Origin of the sequence: Alkalihalobacillus sp. NPDC127517 (genome assembly GCF_050276055.1) — a bacterium.
In the GTDB taxonomy this organism is placed as follows: domain Bacteria; phylum Bacillota; class Bacilli; order Bacillales; family Bacillaceae_D; genus Alkalicoccobacillus.
In genome coordinates, this window is record NZ_JBNNQX010000004.1 from 289474 (window position 1) to 307752 (window position 18279).

Annotated in this window: 21 protein-coding genes; 7 read left to right on the forward strand and 14 right to left on the reverse strand. The window is 40.1% G+C overall.

The features are described 5' to 3' along the window. Positions 1–10 precede the first annotated feature (10 nt). The 3 genes from argC to ctaG all read right to left on the reverse strand — a co-directional run bounded on the left by argC (position 11) and on the right by ctaG (position 2807). The gene (argC, locus tag ACQKKO_RS07365; protein ID WP_498645757.1) at positions 11–1048 is read right to left on the reverse strand and encodes an N-acetyl-gamma-glutamyl-phosphate reductase; all 1038 of its coding nucleotides are present in this window, start codon (positions 1046–1048) and stop codon (positions 11–13) included. A gap of 222 nt (positions 1049–1270) precedes the next feature. Beyond that, positions 1271–1873, reverse strand: coding sequence for an SCO family protein (locus ACQKKO_RS07370; protein ID WP_498645758.1), 603 nt, complete (start codon positions 1871–1873; stop codon positions 1271–1273). 19 nt (positions 1874–1892) lie between these two features. Beyond that, on the reverse strand, positions 1893–2807 hold the full coding sequence (ctaG, locus tag ACQKKO_RS07375) for a cytochrome c oxidase assembly factor CtaG (RefSeq protein ID WP_498645759.1): 915 nt from the start codon (positions 2805–2807) through the stop codon (positions 1893–1895). 142 nt (positions 2808–2949) lie between these two features. Here ctaG and ACQKKO_RS07380 point away from each other — a divergent pair, with 142 nt between their 5' ends. The 6 genes from ACQKKO_RS07380 (at position 2950) to ACQKKO_RS07405 (ending at position 9676) form a co-directional block, all read left to right on the forward strand. Next, positions 2950–3768, forward strand: coding sequence for a Cof-type HAD-IIB family hydrolase (locus ACQKKO_RS07380; RefSeq protein WP_498645761.1), 819 nt, complete (start codon positions 2950–2952; stop codon positions 3766–3768). A gap of 82 nt (positions 3769–3850) precedes the next feature. Then, positions 3851–4309, forward strand: a complete 459-nt coding sequence (locus ACQKKO_RS07385; RefSeq protein ID WP_498645763.1) for a GNAT family N-acetyltransferase — start codon at positions 3851–3853, stop codon at positions 4307–4309. A gap of 193 nt (positions 4310–4502) precedes the next feature. Continuing rightward, the gene (locus ACQKKO_RS07390) at positions 4503–5102 is read left to right on the forward strand and encodes a YkzI domain-containing protein (RefSeq protein WP_498645765.1); all 600 of its coding nucleotides are present in this window, start codon (positions 4503–4505) and stop codon (positions 5100–5102) included. A gap of 142 nt (positions 5103–5244) precedes the next feature. Next, the gene (locus ACQKKO_RS07395; RefSeq protein ID WP_498645766.1) at positions 5245–6504 is read left to right on the forward strand and encodes a hypothetical protein; all 1260 of its coding nucleotides are present in this window, start codon (positions 5245–5247) and stop codon (positions 6502–6504) included. Then, positions 6497–9502 (forward strand): DEAD/DEAH box helicase, encoded by a 3006-nt coding sequence (locus ACQKKO_RS07400; RefSeq protein WP_498645768.1) that lies wholly within the window; start codon positions 6497–6499, stop codon positions 9500–9502. Before ACQKKO_RS07395 ends, ACQKKO_RS07400 begins: the two co-directional genes overlap by 8 nt. 15 nt (positions 9503–9517) lie before the next feature. Then, a complete protein-coding gene (locus ACQKKO_RS07405; protein ID WP_498645771.1) occupies positions 9518–9676 on the forward strand; it encodes a hypothetical protein in 159 nt (52 codons plus the stop codon). A gap of 43 nt (positions 9677–9719) precedes the next feature. Here ACQKKO_RS07405 and ACQKKO_RS07410 read toward each other — a convergent pair whose 3' ends face one another. The 9 genes from ACQKKO_RS07410 to ACQKKO_RS07450 form a co-directional block, all read right to left on the reverse strand. Then, the gene (locus ACQKKO_RS07410; RefSeq protein WP_498645774.1) at positions 9720–10205 is read right to left on the reverse strand and encodes a BsuPI-related putative proteinase inhibitor; all 486 of its coding nucleotides are present in this window, start codon (positions 10203–10205) and stop codon (positions 9720–9722) included. Between the two features lie 12 nt (positions 10206–10217). Further along, entirely contained in the window at positions 10218–11039 is an 822-nt protein-coding gene (locus ACQKKO_RS07415; RefSeq protein ID WP_498645776.1) for a YitT family protein, read from the reverse strand. A 37-nt stretch (positions 11040–11076) separates the two neighbouring features. Continuing rightward, positions 11077–11844 carry an esterase gene (yjfP, locus tag ACQKKO_RS07420; protein WP_498645778.1) on the reverse strand — a complete coding sequence of 256 codons (768 nt, stop codon included), beginning with the start codon at positions 11842–11844 and terminating at the stop codon, positions 11077–11079. 147 nt (positions 11845–11991) lie between these two features. Further along, the gene (locus ACQKKO_RS07425; protein ID WP_498645780.1) at positions 11992–12267 is read right to left on the reverse strand and encodes a YbyB family protein; all 276 of its coding nucleotides are present in this window, start codon (positions 12265–12267) and stop codon (positions 11992–11994) included. Positions 12268–12336: 69 nt separating this feature from the next. Further along, positions 12337–12714: a rhodanese-like domain-containing protein gene (locus ACQKKO_RS07430; protein ID WP_498645782.1), complete on the reverse strand. Its 378-nt coding sequence runs from the start codon at positions 12712–12714 to the stop codon at positions 12337–12339. A 52-nt stretch (positions 12715–12766) separates the two neighbouring features. Continuing rightward, positions 12767–13855 (reverse strand): AI-2E family transporter, encoded by a 1089-nt coding sequence (locus tag ACQKKO_RS07435; RefSeq protein ID WP_498645783.1) that lies wholly within the window; start codon positions 13853–13855, stop codon positions 12767–12769. A 185-nt stretch (positions 13856–14040) separates the two neighbouring features. Continuing rightward, complete coding sequence (locus ACQKKO_RS07440; protein ID WP_498645785.1) at positions 14041–14607, reverse strand: hypothetical protein; 567 nt, start codon at positions 14605–14607, stop codon at positions 14041–14043. A gap of 68 nt (positions 14608–14675) precedes the next feature. Next, positions 14676–16181, reverse strand: a complete 1506-nt coding sequence (locus tag ACQKKO_RS07445) for an acyl-CoA carboxylase subunit beta (protein WP_498645788.1) — start codon at positions 16179–16181, stop codon at positions 14676–14678. Positions 16182–16281: 100 nt separating this feature from the next. Beyond that, positions 16282–17109: a dimethylarginine dimethylaminohydrolase family protein gene (locus ACQKKO_RS07450; RefSeq protein ID WP_498645790.1), complete on the reverse strand. Its 828-nt coding sequence runs from the start codon at positions 17107–17109 to the stop codon at positions 16282–16284. 116 nt (positions 17110–17225) lie between these two features. Here ACQKKO_RS07450 and ACQKKO_RS07455 point away from each other — a divergent pair, with 116 nt between their 5' ends. After that, a complete protein-coding gene (locus tag ACQKKO_RS07455; protein WP_498645792.1) occupies positions 17226–17420 on the forward strand; it encodes a hypothetical protein in 195 nt (64 codons plus the stop codon). Between the two features lie 29 nt (positions 17421–17449). On the opposite strand, the gene ACQKKO_RS07460 is transcribed toward ACQKKO_RS07455, so the two are convergent. Together ACQKKO_RS07460 and ACQKKO_RS07465 are read right to left on the reverse strand one after the other, a co-directional pair. Beyond that, positions 17450–17590, reverse strand: a complete 141-nt coding sequence (locus tag ACQKKO_RS07460) for a lmo0937 family membrane protein (protein ID WP_498645794.1) — start codon at positions 17588–17590, stop codon at positions 17450–17452. 88 nt (positions 17591–17678) lie between these two features. Continuing rightward, positions 17679–17975, reverse strand: coding sequence for an IDEAL domain-containing protein (locus ACQKKO_RS07465; protein WP_498645796.1), 297 nt, complete (start codon positions 17973–17975; stop codon positions 17679–17681). Positions 17976–18279: the final 304 nt, after the last annotated feature.

Consider the following 18279-nt stretch of genomic DNA (forward strand, 5'->3'; position numbering starts at 1 on the left):
CTACTCCCCTTTATGGATAAACAGGAACAACATCCAGCCCCGTTGTCTCATCCCAACCGTTCATTACATTCATATTTTGTATCGCCTGACCTGCTGCGCCCTTCACCATGTTATCAATTACAGATACAATGGTTGCTCGACCTGTTCGTTCATCATAAGATAATCCGATATCACAGTAATTGCTTCCGTACACTTCTCTTGTAGCGGGGTAGTGATTTTCTTTTCGAATTCGGACAAACGGTGATTCTTTATACATTTCACTGTATAACTGATGTAGCCTCTCTTGGCTGGATGATTCCTTTAGTTGCACATACATGGTTGTCATAATGCCTCGAACCATCGGTACAAGATGTGTTTGAAAGGTGATCGCTCCGATTTTCTTATTCCAACGCTTGAGCTGTTGCTCAATCTCCGGTGTATGCTTGTGACTGTTCACCTGGTAAATCTTAAAGTTCTCACTCATCTCACTGAAGTGTGTCATAGCGGACGTTGACCTTCCCGCTCCAGATGTACCTGTTTTTGCATCAATAATAATCGACTCACCAACCACCAAATCTTGCTGAACCAGTGGGGCTAATCCGAGTAATGCAGCTGTTGGGTAGCACCCTGGGTTTGCAATAATAGATGCTGTTTGAACTTCATCCCTCGCCCATTCATTTAATCCATAGATTGCTAGATCAATGGTTTTTTGATGTGCTGCCTTGCGCTTATACCAGCTTTCATAAATAGCTGGATCCTCTAAACGAAGGTCACCTGATAAATCAATTACTTTTGTTCCGTTCTTCGCTACCTGGTCGGTACTCTCTGCTGACACTCCTGGAGGTGTAGCCATAAATACAAGGTCCGTTTCTTGGCTCACTATATCTGGATCAAATGCTTTTAACGTCAAATCGTACACATCAGTTAGATGAGGATACGAATCACTAATATGTACGCCGTCTTGAGATGATGTATATAGATGAATATCTTTCACTTTTGGATGGTTCTTTAATAAGCGGAGAAGCTCTGCCCCGCCATAGCCTGTAGCTCCAACAATTCCTATTCTCATCTAGCTCCCGCTCCGTTTCTATCTCTCTCTGATTTTCTCTTGTGTTTCATTATAAATATGAATAAAAATAAATTCAACTGTATTTTTATTTTATTTTTAAAGAAAGTCTAAAAAGATTGCTACACTAGATAGAAAAAGAGCGCAACTCGATTGGTTTTAATCGGGTTACGCTCTTTATTCATTAGAAATGGCAAGTAATATTCATTAAAGCTGTATAAATATTTATTTTGTTTCAATGGTTTGCGCTAGATCTTCAATATACTCTTCTTGATCTGTTTCTAGTCCATCATATTTACGAATAATGTTGCCCTCAGGATCTACTAAGAAAAATGCGGTGGTATGCAAAATATCTGAACCATCCTCTGCTTTCTCTAAACGTGACTTAAAAGAATCCAATGAAAATTGAACAATCTCTTCTTCATCGTAACCAGTAGCGAAGGTCCATGTTTCGAAATCAACGCCAAGATTTGTTCCATACTGCTTAAGGAGTTCAGGGTTGTCCTGTTCAGGATCGACTGTAAATGAAATAACGTTTACTGGAAGTCCCTCTTCAATCGCAGCAGCTTGTAGATTCCGCAAGTTAGGCGATAAAAGCGGACAAACGGTCGAACAGTTCGTAAAAATCATATTTGCAAGCCAGTAGTCACCTTCAAAGTCAGAGACCTGAGTTGCTTCCCCGTCTTGATTAATGAATGCAAGATTTGTTACCTTCATTCCGGCTTCACTAATATCAAATGTAGAATCCGTTTCTTTTGCTCCTATTTCATACACCCAACTGCAACCTGTTAACATAAGTACTAAAAATCCAAGCAATCCATACTTCATTTGAGTTATCTCCTACCTTTTACAACGAAGGAATATCGCTTATAGTCATAGAACCTTCCTGTTGTTTTTCTTTACGTAACCACTGCTTAAACACATAACCAATTGTAATTCCATAGACAACCTCTTGCATAATCTTCATGAGAACGCCAGCAAGCTGCTGGTCCATTCTCGTATCTAGAAAAGCCAAAGGTGCAGATGGTCCATTAAACATGGAAAGTGGAATCTCGGTCCCCGCTGGCAAACAATAAGACATGACATTTGCCCAAACAACTGGATCCGTATACGTTGCATACATCGATGTAGGAGCAAAAATGATAAGTGCACAAGCAGGCGTAATTAAAATTCCATTGGCAAAGATATAGCCAATCCGTCTTAAATCTGATAACTGGTAGACACTTGGCAAAGGCGCAAGCATATGCCACCACATTAATGCCGCAGCAAACAGTAATCCATACTGGTACACACTATGTAAAATTGGAGCTTGCATCAGACTATCAAACATAAAAGGGACATGATAGAATGAAAACAGGCCATTAAATAATAGAAGCGCTAAAATTGGATGACTAAAAAAGCGAACGATTGGTTGTATACCTTTGTTTTTTAACCATTCAGCCGACCGTGTATAGACCCACTTAGGTAACCCTAAAAGCAGGAACGGAACAGCAACAAAGTAGGCGAGTACCATCTGCAGCATGTGGATGCTCATAACCATATGCCCTGCTAGATAGAATGGACTCCCCCACCCCCCATAAAGTGCAAGCATCCCTAAACCAAAATACATTTTTTGCCGAAGTGATGTGTTTGAAAGAGTGTGTTGATGTCTTTGTTCATATTTAATGAGCCAACCATATAGAATAGAAACAAGGATAATACCAACAATTAATTCTGGTGTCCAAAGTGCACGGAATGTAAACGTTGTCCACAAAGACTCCATAATGCGTCCCCCCTTAGACCGGGATATTCGTTTTCATAATTCTCCATTTACTATACCACAAATGAAAACGTATCCGCAGGGCAATTTCGTGACAGTATGAAGAGTAGCAACAGCAGAATATGTAGTAGAAAGGATTTTACCTATGTCATCAAAACATCTTATCGCACTTGATCTTGACGGAACTCTATTAACAGATGATAAAACGATTTCCACACGTTCAAAGCAAGCCATTGAAAAAGCAAAAGCTGATGGACACATTGTGGCCATTTCAACAGGACGACCTGTACGAGCTAGTCTTTCCTATTACCGAGAACTCGGTTTATCGAGTCCAATGGTTAATTTTAATGGTGCATTTGTTCATCATCCAGATGCCCCATCCTTTGGTTCTTATCACAGTCCTCTTGACTTAAAAACAGCTAAAACCGTGATTGAGACCTGTGAAGCCTTTCGCGTGAGTAATATTATGGTAGAAGTAATCGATGACTTTTACTTACGTTATAAAGATGAATTATTTGTAGAAGCGTTTACAGCGGGTCAAAACCCAATAGATTATGGCAATCTATTAAATATTCTTCAAGAGGCGCCAACCTCTGTTTTGATTCACCCTCAGGATGACCAAGCCGAACCTCTTAGAGACTTATTAAAAAAGGCGCATGCAGAGGTGATTGAACAAAGAGTGTGGGGTGCACCTTGGAACATTATTGAAGTGATTCGTGCTGGTGTTAATAAAGCAGTTGGTCTAAAACGAATCTCAGATTATTACGGAATCCCTAGCGAGCGAATCATTGCTTTTGGTGATGAGGATAACGACTTAGAAATGCTAGAATTCGCTGGACAAGGTGTTGCCATGGGGAATGCCATTCCTGAGCTTAAGTCTGTAGCAAATCATATTACCTTAACAAACGAAGAAGATGGGATTGCAGAGTATTTAGAAGAAGCGTTAAATCTTTCAGTTAAATAACTTCAAAAAACGAAACAGCGCGGTTTTCAATCAATGAAATATGATAAGATTTACTAGAGTAACGGACTTTAGGAGGATTCATATGATTGAAATTGTGGAAGTAGATAATCAAGCAGATCAGCTTCTTCGCACTCAGATTGTTGATCTTTTAATGGAACAAATGCAATCGATTGGACCAAAGGATGGACGACCTGAGTTAGAAGAAACCATCAACCGAGCGCTTGAACCTGGTTCAAAAGCACACTTGTTTATTGCAATCAGCGAACAGAATGGCGTTGTTGGTGCTGCCTTCCTCAATGTTGGATTAAGCCTAGGTAAGGGCGGCCAGTATATTTGGTTAAATGATCTATTTGTTACGAAGAATTTTAGAAACAGAGGAATTGCGAAAAAATTACTCCTTCGTATCATCTATTGGGCTGAGCAAAAGAAAATCAAAGGAATTGAACTGGAAACCGGCAGAAATAATGAAGCAACAAAAGCACTTTATAATTCACTTGGATTTTATGATGTGATTTCCAAGCGATATGGCTTTAGGTTTTAGGTAAATGCGAGAACGGACAATCAATCTGATTGTCCGTTTTTTTTGTTTCTAACATCTCTTCGTCCAAGAATAAATCCAAGCTGCCCATTTTTGTGATAATTGGGTTTTTTGCGTCTTTTTTTCGCCTGATTTACATATGATGTAGCAAACTTAACAACTGTATTTGACGCTTGTAAAAGGGGTGTACACACTCATGAGAGACGCGTATTTTGATGTGGAGTTTACTGAAGTCTACATTGAGCTAACGAAAACGGCTCTTCATCAGTTTATTAAGCGCATGATGAGTCAGCACTATTCTCTCTTCTGGAGATACGATACCACAACCATTTTCTTGATGATCGAAATGGAGGATTATATTCATGAGCTTCCATTTGTACGTAATGCTTCATTTTTAACATTATCTGCGGAGAGACTGAATATCTATGATGAAATCCTCGCTGCAGCTCTTGAGAAGCTACTACAATGTGAAAAAGGAAATGGCGTCGTAAAACGGGCAGGAAAAGGCCCAATGTACATTACCTCATACCAAGCTGGGGACATTGAATCCATGATTGAAATTGATGGGAGTGAGAAGGTCATGATGAACCGAAATGGCTCGATGGTCCAGTATCGGGATGATGGAAAAGCTTTAGATCCTCGTACAATCTTTAACATGATGAATCTTGAAATTGACTACGTTTTAATGGAATTATTTGAATCACTTCAAGAGGATAATGAAAAAAAGGTTACACTCCACAAGCAAAGGTTAAAGCGCCTCATTAACAGACGTGAGCAAGTGAAACAACTTCTCTAAACCTCTCCGCAAGCACAGATTTTGGTGCTTGCATTTTTTCGGGCTCCCTCCTTACATATACCCAAAAATCCTCCCTACCTTTATTTCTCTTTCAGAAAAAGTTACAATAGAGAGATGGTTTAAGATAGATGAGGTGATACGCATGAAATTCCCTATCCATATAAATACTGAAGAGGTAGCAAGCAAGCTACAGCCTTCTGTTGTTTCAACTTATAAAAAGCTAGCCGCTTCTCGTTATTTTACAGCTAGTCATTTGGAGCTACTTTCTAGTGAGGCTAAGCATACCCTTCATACCCATCACAGTGAATCTGGTATATGGGGACATCTTCTTTATATTGAAGGAGTGTTTCAGCGATCGATTCAATATAGTACATCCGAACAATCTCAGAGACGATTTGAACATTTTTATACATCTCTAGAAGAAGACATAAAAAAAACTTTAACAGAGTTTAAGGACGCTCAGCCCGTCCGATCCTTCATGCGTCAGCTTGTTTTACGATTGGAACTGGATCAGCAGTCTGATTATGCACCATGGCCATCAATCATTGAACAGTGCATTCCTTTCTTGTCAGCAGGTCATTTAGAGGATTTAGATAAAACCCTTGGGTCAAGCTCATTACGCAAAGGCTCTGCAGCAGCAGTCCGCTTAAAAAGCTATGTGACCCTTCTCGTAGGCAAAGAAAAGCAAGCACTTGATCAGCTTCTTTCCTTTAAGTCCAATTGGTCCGAACAACAAATAACCATTCATTTTAAATGCTTAGAAGCTCGTGATCGGTGGGACACGATTTTGCACTGGTTAAAGCAGCTCTTCCCAACCAAAACACAGAACAATTATGGGTCATTGCAGGCTTTTGCTGATCGAAGTCATTCCCACTTAAATCAAAACGGCATGTTTTTAACGGATGTATGGGATCGGTGGTTGCTCGCACCAAGTTTTCAACGGTTTGCCGCACTGACAGCCCATGAGAAGAAAGAGAAAAAACAACAAATTGTTGATTATCTTCTTCCCAGACTAGAGTTACAGCTACATCAAGCACAAGCCGTTCAAGTATATATTCGCCTCCTTCACGATCAACAGCGTTTTGATAAAGCGGCAGAGTATTTTTTAATGCATGAACGAAATCCTTCGCGTTTACATGAAGACAAAGAAGCATTGATCGAAACGATGAAGACTTTTACACCTGAGCTTCTAAAACCAGTGTTTCACCAATTTGTCGTTCGGCTTGCGGAAAAAAAATCAAGAGTACACTATGAAAAAGCAGCTTTTTACGTATCTGAGCTTTTACAGGTATATCAGATCGATCAATCAGAAGCTCTTTTCTACGACTATTTAGAGCGACTAAAAGCGGAGTATAAAACCTACCGTGCGTTTATCAAGGAGCTGAATGTCATACATGCGTAAAATGATCATTCATGGAGGATGGGTAGATAAACACTTTTTTGTATGGGCAGAACAAACCAAAAAGTCCAGATTTGATCAAGTGGATAGCTTTAAATACCCATTTCTCTATTCACCTTTTGAATTAAAATTATTACTGTATCAATACGACCCCCACTCCTTTTATGGCACGTTTGTACGTACGGGGCAAGCCGTTCTGCAAGTGCCTTTGCAAAACCGTCAAGTACAGTCTCCTGCCGGGGATGCAACTGTGTATCAAGCAGATCAGCAAACAAAGCACTACCCGTTTCCTATTGAAGGCATTAAGCTTACTTCTGATGAATTTGTTACACAGCTTTCTTTAATTAAAACGTGGTCTGATCTTCCCTTTGTTGAGTTTGGTTATGACTTAAACGTTTGGATTGAATTAGCAGGTATTGTGAAATCCTTTATTAAGGAAGGTCAATTTTTGCCTGCAGCAGATGGGACATGGAAGTTAAAAGAAAATCATATTCCTTTAAAATCATGGGCTGCCACTTTACCACAAGTATGCTTTTCTCTTCATGAGGAGCAGCCTACCAATAAAGAGGCGGATACTGATCGATTAAAGGAAGAACATTTAGCCAAAGCTTTACACACCATGGCAGATGCCTCCATTCGAGCAGTCATGAATCAGTCAGCTGTTCACGTTGCATTTAATGAATGGCGAGAAAGCGTGGGAGAAAAGTGGAGACCTTTAGTTCAGACACTTGCTTCGAATGCAACGAAACAGACACCAGTTGCACAACCTAAAGGTCGGCTTGAGCAGGAGCTAGGGACAAGTAAGCAAACCCCTTTTCAAACCGCTCTGCGCATTGAAGAGCCTCTTGATCCAAATGGGGAGTGGAAGGTTAAACTATGCCTAACGGATCGTGAACACCCAACTCATATTGTTGAAATGGCAGACCTTGAAAAGGGAGAACATCCTTGGCGAATGAATCCGATCAGCCATCTCAAAATGGATGCTGCTTCCATTGCTAAATCCGTTCCTTTTTTAGAACAAATGAGTTTAGCGAATGCAGCTATCCCGTTAGATGCAGATGAAATCTACCTCTTATGTACAACATATGATGGAAATCTACATGACTTAGGTGTTCACTTAATTGTTCCAAATTGGTTAAAGCAAAAGCATTCATTTAACGTGAACTTAGCGGTTGACACACCTAAACAACAAGATATCTACAGCGAGCCATTGTTGAATTGGGAGAATGTCGCTGACTTCACGTATACGATTGCCATTGGAGATGTGGTCCTTTCATCAGAGGACTTTACTCAATTTGTCGAGGAAAAAAGACCATTCATTTATCAAAATGGTCACTGGGTTGCTTGGGACCCATCCATGGCCAAGAAGCTTGAATCGTATCTTGACAAGTTAGATCAGCAAGCGACCTATTTAGACACCCTCCTTCTTGATGAAGCAGTTGGGGAAGATGATCTGAATCTTGACGTTGAATGGGAGATTGAATGGCAGGAAGAGATGAAAGAACGGCTTACCAGAGTCTATCAGGAGGAACCCCCTCTCATCTCCTTACCAGAAGCCTTTCCCGGAGAGCTAAGAGAATATCAACACAAAGGTGTATCTTGGCTTACTCACTTACGTCGAGCCGGTTTTGGAGGCGTATTAGCAGATGATATGGGCCTCGGAAAATCAATTCAAACCTTAGTGTATATGTTATATGTGAAAGAGGCTCAAAAACAGGCTCAGGCAGATCATTCAGAGCCATTTTTGTTAATTTGTCCGACTTCTCTTTTATATAATTGGGCTCACGAAGCCGAGCAGTTTGCTCCATCTCTAAAAGTGTTTATTCATCATGGGCAAACGCGCATTACACAGCATCTAGATAGTCAAGAGCTCGAAGAATGGGATCTAGTCTTAACATCCTATCAGCTCGCTGTTCGAGATGCTGAAGCCTTTCAAACGGTTCATTGGAATGGGATGGTTCTTGATGAAGCACAACATATTAAGAATGTTGATACAAAACAGCGAAGAGTGATTAAACAATTTAAAGCAAACCACATCATCGCTTTAACAGGAACGCCTATTGAAAACCGCTTAAGAGAGCTTTGGTCTTTGATGGATGTAACAAACCCGACACTTCTCGGTCGATACAATGCGTTTTCAAATCAATTCATTAAAAAAATCGAGAAAGAAAAAGATTCCGAACGTCTAGAGCAGCTTCAAGCAACAATCCGACCATTTATCTTAAGGCGTAAGAAGGATGATCTAACGCTTCAATTGAACTTACCTGAGAAAAAGGAACAGCTCCATCACGTGCATCTTTCCCTTGAACAGGCAGCTTATTATCAGGCTGTTGTGGAGGAAGTGTCAAAGCAGCTTCATGAGGTTTCTAATATGGAACGTCGTTCGCTTATCTTAAGAAGTTTAACGAGGCTGAAGCAGATTTGTAATCATCCTGCTCACTTCTTAAAAACAAGAGACATGGATGCACATGAATCTGGTAAATGGGATGAGTTTCTCCGAATTATTGATACGATACAAGAACGTGGAGAGAAGGTATTGATCTTCACTCAATACAAAGAGATGGGCTCATTAATTACACAGGAGCTTGAGAAACGAATGAATCATCCTGTTCCCTTTTTACATGGGAGCCTCACACGAGCCATGAGGCAGACTTTAATTACTGATTTTCAGACCAATGAGCAAACTTCAGCATTTGTGCTTTCCTTAAAAGCTGGGGGCGTTGGTTTGAACTTAACAGCTGCGACCCATGTGATTCATTACGACCGTTGGTGGAACCCAGCAGTTGAAAATCAAGCGACAGACCGTGCATTTCGAATTGGTCAAACCTCAGATGTAACGGTGCATAAGCTGATTACAACCGGAACGGTAGAGGAACGGATTAATCGAATGCTTGTTTCCAAACAAACGCTTGCGGACGAAATCTTATCGTCAGAAGCAGCTCAATTCACGGAAATGTCGGATGACGAGGTCTTACAGCTCATTCGTTTAACCAAAGAGTAAAGGAGCAATCAACGGATGGATCCTCTATTTGAAACGTATTGGTACGGCAAAAAGAAACCTCTTGAACCTATCTCAAATGACATGTTGCAAACAGATGAAGAAGAGGGAAAAGTATGGACTACGTTTAAAAAGGCGGTTCAAGAAGCGATTCAAACTGAATCAAAGACTGATTAAAAAAAGCTCTGATTCATGGATATCCATGGATCAGAGCTTTTTCTTATGACTTTGTAATATCCACATCAATCGTTGTAATTGGTAATTCAGCTTCATTCTGAGGCTTGCCTACAATTTCTGCGGACAACGTATAGTGCCCCTCTTCTAGGTCAGCAACTGAAATCGATTCTTGAAACGTTTGTGTTCCACCTGTTTCAATTTCCTCTTCAATTAAAGCCATTGTAAACATCATGCCCTCAGAAAACCGGTACACTTCTTCATCCGATTCATCGGTTAAAACTAGTTCATATGTTTGTGAGCTAGGATAGGTAAGTGTCTGTACTTCATTCGTTTTATTCGTTAACAGCATGTCCACACGCAGCTGCTCACTTTCTTGTACGGCTTCTACTTCAAGCTGCCAGCCATTCATTTCTTCCACTCCTTGCTGATTTGATTCGTTCTCATCAGGTGCTTCTGCTTCTTGCCCGCAAGCGGTTAAAGATAATAGACAGCCTAAAACAAGTATGGACGACGTAAGTGACTTGAACATGATGTTCACTCCCTATTGTTTATTAAATAATCCGTAGACGCTTGCTGTTTCAACAATATTCGTAAATGCTTCGGGATCAACATCATTAATAATCGTCTTAAGGTCATACAACTCATAACGGGTTAACACGATAAATAATACTTCTTTATCATCAGAGGTATATCCTCCTTTTGCGGGAACTCTTGTTATGCCTCGAACTAAACGTTCGTGAATTGCCGCTCTCAGTTCCTCTGCATGATTGGTAACAATCATTGCAGTAAGCTTAACATATCGAGTATGGATTGCGTCAATTACCCTAGAAGTTACATAAAGTGCAACAAGCGTATATAACGCCTTTTCAGGATCAAATAAGACACCCGCCGCAAACACAATCAAGCTGTTTAACACAAAGAAATAGATCCCTACCGGACGGTCACTGTACCTCGCAAGAACTAAGGCAATAATGTCCAAGCCACCGGACGAGGCACCCCACCGTAGCATCAGACCAGCACCAACGGCACCAAGAACTCCACCAAACACCGCATTTAATAAAATATCCTGTGAGAAAGCATACTCTGGTAGGACTTCAAGAAAGAATGACGTAATGGCTACGCTGACAAAGCTATAAATGGTGAAGCTTTTTCCTACCTTCATCCAACCCAAAATCGCAACTGGAATGTTTAATAAGAACAACAGCAGTCCTGTTGAAAGATCAAATAGGGATGCAATTAACTGAGATACACCCGTGAATCCACTTGCAAACACATCTGCAGGGATTAAAAAGAAATTTAATGAAGCGGCAAGTAACGCAGAACCAATAATAATAATGATTATTTTTTGAACTTCCTTAATCATTCATACACCTCTTGTTTTATCACCCATAAACCTCTCCTTATACTAAGTGAGAGGTAAACCAGTCTGTTAATTGGAGAATAGCCTTTCTAGATACAGCATGCCCAGTTTCTTTTTCTGTATAAAGGGCTAGTCGTTCTGGAAAATGATCATACCCATGAAGTAACTCGTTATACAACGTCGTCGAATAACGGGCAGGAACAACCTGATCTGCTTCCCCGTGCCAGATCATCAAGGGTCTTCCGTTCATCTTGTGAAGTTGCGTGGATAAATCAAATGTTCGAAGCTTAGCCAATGTTTCGTTCACCTGGACCTCTGGTACTTGAAATCCTTGACGCTGCATATGTTCTATTTGCATCATCGCGAAGTGCTCGTAATATGCGCTACCCATTAAGCTCACAGCCGTATGTATCCAATTATATTGGCTTAGTGCACCATACGTTGTAATGGCTCCCATCGATGTACCAGCAACACCTATTCGACTCGGATCAATCAGGCCTTGTCCTAAAAAATGCTCTTTCAATTGATCTAGCTCCTGAATTGAGTTCATAACGATGTCCCAAAGTAAGACGGTTCGCTGCATTCCTGTTATATCTGCTTCTCTCTCGCCGTGATGCAGGGCATCAGGTAAAATAACACGGAAGCCTTTTTGTGCAAGCTGATACGCAATATGTAGGTTTTGATCTTTGGCGCTTGTTAGCCCATGAAAGAAAAAGACAACTGGTTGATTAGACTGCTGAAGGAGTGATTCCTTCACAACGTGTAAAAGTGGAATATCCTCTACTTGTTCTTTCACAATTGAAATCATGGACACATATCTCCTTTTTGTAAAAGATATAGGGGCTGGGACTATAGAAAGCTGTGCTAGTCTGATAAAAATACGAACGGCAAATGATTCAACAGCAGAATCATTTGCCTTTTTTAGTTAATTTTTAGTTTTGTCTCAGCCTCTTACTTATTTTAATTGCTTCTGTTGTTCTTCATTGTAGCGTTGAACACTGTACAGTGCCCCTTCACCCACCATTTTACTATCCTCAGACTTCGGAACAGGATTTCCTAATTGTTCGTCCTTTTTGGTTTGATCTGGAGTCATTTTATCTGACACTTTCGCGTATGAATCTTTCATAACCTTTGAAACTTGTTTACGGCGTGACTCATCATTTAACCAAATAACGGCTCCACTTACCGCTCCTGCTACAGCTGAAGCGACAAGCCATTTTTTAACTCCCATCACTACTCTCCCCTTCCTTTTCTTATTTAATATATTTTCCTATTCAACTCGTACTTAAACATCAATTCTTTAGATTCGGTCTTTATAGAGCTCGTCTGTTTGTTTTAAAACCCATTCGAGTCCTTCTTTAACTTCACCTTGCCATGACAGCATACCGCCAGCAAAGTTGCGAACATTAAGCATGCCTTGATCTTTTAAGTAGCGTGCAACGTTTTGACTTCGCTTTCCACTTCTGCAAATAAACACATAGGAAGACGTACGATCAAAATCATCTGCGAAGCTAGGAATGGTATTCATTGGAATAAGCGGAACACCCGGAATATGACCTTCTTCATATTCTTCCAATTCGCGAACATCAATTAAGATAGGTTCCTTTGCACCAGTTAATATGAGTTCACGTAACTCTTCTTGGTCAATCTGTACAATCCCATCTTCTTCAAAAGACATACTCTCACCCTCAATTTCTTTTTATATAGTGTACGAAAGTGCCCCAATCAAGTCAATCAATGGGTTTTCTTCGATTTAGTTTAATCAAACGATACGTGTGTGAAACAATCACTTTGCACACAGCATAAGTCGGAACAGCGAGTAACAACCCAAGTAGGCCCGCAAAACGGCTTGCTGCAAGTAAAAGAAAAATAATTGTTACCGGATGGATATTTAATTGACGACCCATGATCTGTGGAGAGATTAAATTACTTTCAATTTGTTGAATGATAAGAACCCCAACAATAACAGCAACAACCATAAACGGTGAATCAAAGATTGCTACAATAACCGCGGGCGCTGTACCAATCCATGGACCGATAAAAGGAATGACATTCGTAAGCATAGCAACAATGGCAAGCACAAGTGCATATTCTATACCAATGCTTAAGTATAAAATGAGACAAAGAACTCCTACACAAACACTCACCAAAATTTGTCCTTGAAGATAGGAGCTTAATGCATTATCCATATCTGATAGGATACGTCTTGCTTCTTCTCGTTGCTTAGAAGGGATAAACTTTAAAAGAAAAGCAGGCGCCTTGTCTCCTTCTTTTAGCAAGTAGAATAATACAAACGGTACAATAACTAACACAATAACCACATTAGCGATTGCACCAACTATCTTAGCTAAATTTGACCCGATTGCACTTACATATCCTTCTAAATTGCCCGTAAACTGCTCTACTAAATCATTAAAGGAATTTTCATTTGATTCCTGGAATCGTTGTACATATTCGTTCTCTTGCAATTGGAGGAGCATTTCTTGACCTTGATTTATGTAGCTTGGAACATTATCAATAAAGCTTTGGGTTTGTTTTTGGATTTCCGGCCCAACTAATAAAACACTTCCTGTTCCAAGTCCAATTAACGTGAGAAAAACAATTAAAATGGACAATCCTCTTGGGACCTTCTTACTAAGCAGGTTCACGAGTGGTCTCATTAAATAATAGAACACACCAGCTATTGCAATCGGTGCAAACAACGTTCTTATGAGTAAAGAAATCGGTTGAAAAATGAAGTCTACTAATGAAGCTAAATAGATGATAATTAAAACTAGAGCAGTACCAAGCCCCACTCTAAAAAATTTCGAATGAACCATATCGGGCAAATTCCTTCCTACAACGTTTTTTTAAGTATATCACTCTTGTTCTGACAACTGAAATGAGAACCTAGGCGTTTTTATAGAATATTGTGGGTTGGGACGAAATATGTTTAAAGCTCTCTACTCCTTCACGGTAAACGAGAAAAAAACACAGATAAACCTAAAGGTTTATCTGTGTTTGCTTACGATTGAGCATGTGTAAAAGCGTGCTCTGGAAATGCTTCTGAAAGCTCTCTAATCATTTCTTCTTCGTCAAGCTCACTTGCACGTTCAGCATATGTACCCGATAATCGCTCTTGATAATAACGGAGCATATCAATTGATTGATCGGCACTAACGAGTGAATCATGTTCACGCGCAAAGTCCACGACTGCCTGATAATCTGTTGTTTCAACCGTAACAAATAATTGATTTTCACCGCTTGTTAGCTCAATACTAAGCGGTCTTTGTTCATAATCATGAATGACAAGAGCTCTAGGGACTGATAATGATCTGGCTTGCTTGTCTGCCACTTGCTCTATGGCGTTTCCCCCTACAAAGTAGTCCTCTTCATAAGCAACAGGGACAAACGATGTGAGTTGAATATATGAAGCAAGAGCGAATGCACTTAATAAAATGGAAATCAGGTGGTCATGCTTTTTTGATCTCTCTTTTATACATTTGGGTAGAAAAATGCTTCCTACCGTTATAAGAGCGAGTAATACACCAACTAAAACGATTTGAAATGTTAATTCTGATAAGACAATCACAAAACTCTCCCTCTCCTAATCACTTAAACCAACTTATATGCTATCACAGGTTGGAATAAGAAAGAAGATTATAGTGGCATATTCCCATGTTTCCGCTCCGGTAGTGTTCTCTTCTTGTTGGTCAAAAATGAAAATGCCTGGATTAGCCGCTCTCTCGTCTCACCAGGAGAAATGATTTCATCAATTAGTCCAACCTCTGCTGCTTTATATGTAGAGGCATATTGCTTGCGGTACGCATCCATCTTTTCTTTTTTTGTTTGTTCAGGATTTTTACTTTCACTAATTTCTTTTGCATAAATGATTGAAGATGCGCCTTCTGGACCCATGACCGAAATCTCTGAATTTGGCCATGCAAAAACAAAATCCGCTCCAATGGCCTTGCTATTTAAAGCTACAAACGCACCTCCATACGCTTTTCTAGTAACAACCGTTATTCTTGGGACTGTCGCTGTGGCAAATGCGTAAATGATCTTGGCTCCATGGCGAATTAAGCCTGCCTGCTCCTGATCTGCTCCCGGCATAAACCCACTTACATCCTCTAATACAAGCAAGGGGTAACCAAATGCATCACAGAACCGTATAAACCGAGCTGCTTTGTCTGAGGCGTCTACGTCAATACAACCGGCCTTCACCTTAGGATTAGTGGCGATAACGCCGATCGGATGTCCGTTTAATTTAGCAAAGCCAACAATGATGTTACGTGCAAACTTCTCATGCATTTCATAAAAGGAATCTACATCTGCCAGTCCACAGATCAACTTTTTACAGTCATAGCCCTTCCTTGAATCATCCGGTAATATGTGATCCATTTGCTTTACGTTTGGCGCAATCACATCCTGCGCTGCGATAGGCTTCCAAGCACAAATTAATGCGCGCACTTGTTGGAATAATTGCTCCTCTGTTTGCGTGGTCACATGCGCATTACCGCTTATAGTCGCATGCATCGTAGCACCACCGAGCTCCTCTGCACTGCTGTTTGAACCGGTAACAGCTTGCACTACTTTCGGTCCCGTAATAAACATTTGACTAGTCTCTTCAACCATAAAGATAAAATCGGTAAGTGCAGGCGAATACACAGCCCCTCCTGCACAGGGACCAACAATTAATGAAATTTGTGGAATCACTCCAGAGTACGTAGCATTCCGATAAAATATATTTCCATATCCCTCGAGTGCTGCAATTCCCTCCTGAATTCGGGCTCCACCTGAATCATTTAAACCGATAATCGGAGCGTTCATATCATATGCAAGATCCATAATCCAAGCTATTTTTTGCGCATGAATTTTGCCCAGAGATCCTCCAGCTACGGTAAAATCCTGCGCAAACACGCATACCTTTAGACCGTGAATTGTACCTACACCAATAACCACTCCATCGTTTGCATAGGTTTTGTCTTGATCTGATCCGGCAGTAAATTGCTGATACTCGGTCCAGCTGCCTGAATCAAGAAGCTCATCCAAACGTTCTTGAGCGGTTTTCTTCCCTTTACTATGCTGTTTCTCTTTTTTTGCTTGTTCGACTAATTGGATTTGCTGTCGCTTAGATCGTAATTGCTGTAGTGCTTCATGATTCACATGTCTCACCTCGTTGTCTACCTTTTATATGTCCAATACGTTGTGAGATTATACAAAAAAACAAGCCATCGCAATGACTTGTTTCTCCTTTCAACCAAATTTATCTTGTTAACGGCATCGTCACACAGCGGAATGATCCACCTGATTTAATAATTTCAGAGAAAGGAATTTCGTAAAGCTCAAATCCCTTTTGCTTAAGCTTATCGTTTGTATCTTTATTTTCCGGAAGAACAATGATTTTGTTCTCTCCAAGTGAGAGAACGTTTACAGCAAGTGAAAATTGTTCTTCTTTTGAAACCTCAATAAATGAGTAGTGACTAGCTAAAATCTTAACGCTTTCGGGTTCAATTGCCTCTGGGTAGATGAGAGCAACGGAATCAGAAACTGGATTAAACACACAGTCTAAATGCAAATAAGAGCTATTAAAATGAATAGGTTGGACTGTTTTATCCGGGTGTTGTTCTTTGATTCGTTCAACCACTTCCGTACACGTTCGGCTACTGACCCCAATGTATACATGGTCTCCATCAATAATGACATCTCCCCCCTCAATTGTTCCTTCTGTAACCAACTGATAGTTGAGCTTTTTTTGGTCAAGGAAGGTTTTTAATACCTGTTCCTCACCTTGACGGATTGGCCTCTCTAATGCAGCAAGATACAACGTTTGATCGATGACAAAACCAATATCTCGGGTGAACACTTGCTCTGGGAATTGCTCATCCGCTTGAAGCTCGTGAACCTGAACTCCTAAGGAGCGTAATGTATCAATAAGTTTTTGATGTTGTTTGAGTGCGGTTGGGATGTTTATATTCGCTTCCTTATAATGCGCTTGAATGGAGTTAATGACTTCCTTAATTCGCATATAGGTCGGTGGGCATAGGATGACTTCTTTTAGTGGGCCATATTCTGTACGGCAATTACTTATCATGATAGACTCCTTCTTTCCATTAAATTCAAACGTTTAGTCAAACAGAAAGCGCATACGAACCTGCTCCCGAGCTTTACATATACTATTGGTGAACCCGTACAAAAGGAGGGTGTCCTATGAATGTGCAACCTGATACATTGTTAAACTGGATCAAACAGGATCATTATTTGTATTCTGCTTACCATTATATACAATTAAATATGAAAAATCAGGAAGAAGCGTTACGTTTTATGTATGACCTTTATATTCATCCTTCGCCCATTTTGTTAAATGGGTATCATGAATTCGTAGTAAATGAACAAAAAAGCTGACTGGGTAAAATCCAGCAGCTTTTTTTTACTTATTTCCGCTTTACAAAAAGCTTATAAACAAGAACAATTGCTGCAACAATTAGTAATAGGTGGATGAGTCCTCCCGCAATACGGAAAATAACACCAACTAACCAAATACCTAAAATAATTAATAAAATCGTCCATAACATTCTTATCACCTCGACATTTTCATAAGTGCGTCTCTTTAGTTTGTGTGTTGATATAATTCTTTACTCAACATAATCATGATCTCATACATTATTGAAATGTAAGGTGCAACTTAAAACCATAATCATAAATGGTTTTTCCACTTTTATATTCTTCTTTTAAGACTTGATATTCATTCGTCAAAGACATGAAACGCTCTTTGTCTCTTCGTGCAAGTGATTCATCGATATTCTCGAGCAACTGATTCTTTTTAGTGTAATAGAGTGAGTATTCTAGAACTGCCTGTGCATAAAGAGAATATACGGCAGCCTGGGAGCGCTTTTGCAGTTTCTTAATAATTTCAAGCTGCTTTAAAACCTCTTTATCCATTGCGAATTGGTTGCTCATCTAATATCCCCCATTTGCTTTAGATTCTGCTCGGGTTTTTTCGTTGTTACTTTGTATGTACCCCCTTCTTTCGACTGCAAAACCTGATCGCAGGGCTGATCCTATCGGAGCTGATTAAGAGAGAAGCTGGGACATAACATGAATGTGGATAGCAAAACACGAACATATCACGATATTCACTACGTGAGAATCCTCCCGCTCGTCTTGAAAAATCGAGTAGGAGGATAATCATTAATTGATTATCCGACCTCTCACACCACCGTACGTACGGTTCCGTATACGGCGGTTCAATATCTTGCGTACG

Bases quoted from the DNA above. Each gene is read 5' to 3' on its own strand.
- ACQKKO_RS07465 (WP_498645796.1), bottom strand. From the start codon at position 17,975: ATGAGCAACCAATTCGCAATGGATAAAGAGGTTTTAAAGCAGCTTGAA.
- ACQKKO_RS07405 (WP_498645771.1), top strand. From the start codon at position 9,518: ATGGATCCTCTATTTGAAACGTATTGGTACGGCAAAAAGAAACCTCTT.
- ACQKKO_RS07455 (WP_498645792.1), top strand. From the start codon at position 17,226: ATGAATGTGCAACCTGATACATTGTTAAACTGGATCAAACAGGATCAT.
- ACQKKO_RS07390 (WP_498645765.1), top strand. From the start codon at position 4,503: ATGAGAGACGCGTATTTTGATGTGGAGTTTACTGAAGTCTACATTGAG.
- ACQKKO_RS07395 (WP_498645766.1), top strand. From the start codon at position 5,245: ATGAAATTCCCTATCCATATAAATACTGAAGAGGTAGCAAGCAAGCTA.
- ACQKKO_RS07400 (WP_498645768.1), top strand. From the start codon at position 6,497: ATGCGTAAAATGATCATTCATGGAGGATGGGTAGATAAACACTTTTTT.
- ACQKKO_RS07380 (WP_498645761.1), top strand. From the start codon at position 2,950: ATGTCATCAAAACATCTTATCGCACTTGATCTTGACGGAACTCTATTA.
- ACQKKO_RS07425 (WP_498645780.1), bottom strand. From the start codon at position 12,267: ATGGGAGTTAAAAAATGGCTTGTCGCTTCAGCTGTAGCAGGAGCGGTA.
- ACQKKO_RS07415 (WP_498645776.1), bottom strand. From the start codon at position 11,039: ATGATTAAGGAAGTTCAAAAAATAATCATTATTATTATTGGTTCTGCG.
- argC (WP_498645757.1), bottom strand. From the start codon at position 1,048: ATGAGAATAGGAATTGTTGGAGCTACAGGCTATGGCGGGGCAGAGCTT.
- ACQKKO_RS07370 (WP_498645758.1), bottom strand. From the start codon at position 1,873: ATGAAGTATGGATTGCTTGGATTTTTAGTACTTATGTTAACAGGTTGC.
- ACQKKO_RS07435 (WP_498645783.1), bottom strand. From the start codon at position 13,855: ATGGTTCATTCGAAATTTTTTAGAGTGGGGCTTGGTACTGCTCTAGTT.
- ACQKKO_RS07430 (WP_498645782.1), bottom strand. From the start codon at position 12,714: ATGTCTTTTGAAGAAGATGGGATTGTACAGATTGACCAAGAAGAGTTA.
- yjfP (WP_498645778.1), bottom strand. From the start codon at position 11,844: ATGATTTCAATTGTGAAAGAACAAGTAGAGGATATTCCACTTTTACAC.
- ACQKKO_RS07460 (WP_498645794.1), bottom strand. From the start codon at position 17,590: ATGTTATGGACGATTTTATTAATTATTTTAGGTATTTGGTTAGTTGGT.
- ctaG (WP_498645759.1), bottom strand. From the start codon at position 2,807: ATGGAGTCTTTGTGGACAACGTTTACATTCCGTGCACTTTGGACACCA.
- ACQKKO_RS07385 (WP_498645763.1), top strand. From the start codon at position 3,851: ATGATTGAAATTGTGGAAGTAGATAATCAAGCAGATCAGCTTCTTCGC.
- ACQKKO_RS07410 (WP_498645774.1), bottom strand. From the start codon at position 10,205: ATGTTCAAGTCACTTACGTCGTCCATACTTGTTTTAGGCTGTCTATTA.
- ACQKKO_RS07450 (WP_498645790.1), bottom strand. From the start codon at position 17,109: ATGATAAGTAATTGCCGTACAGAATATGGCCCACTAAAAGAAGTCATC.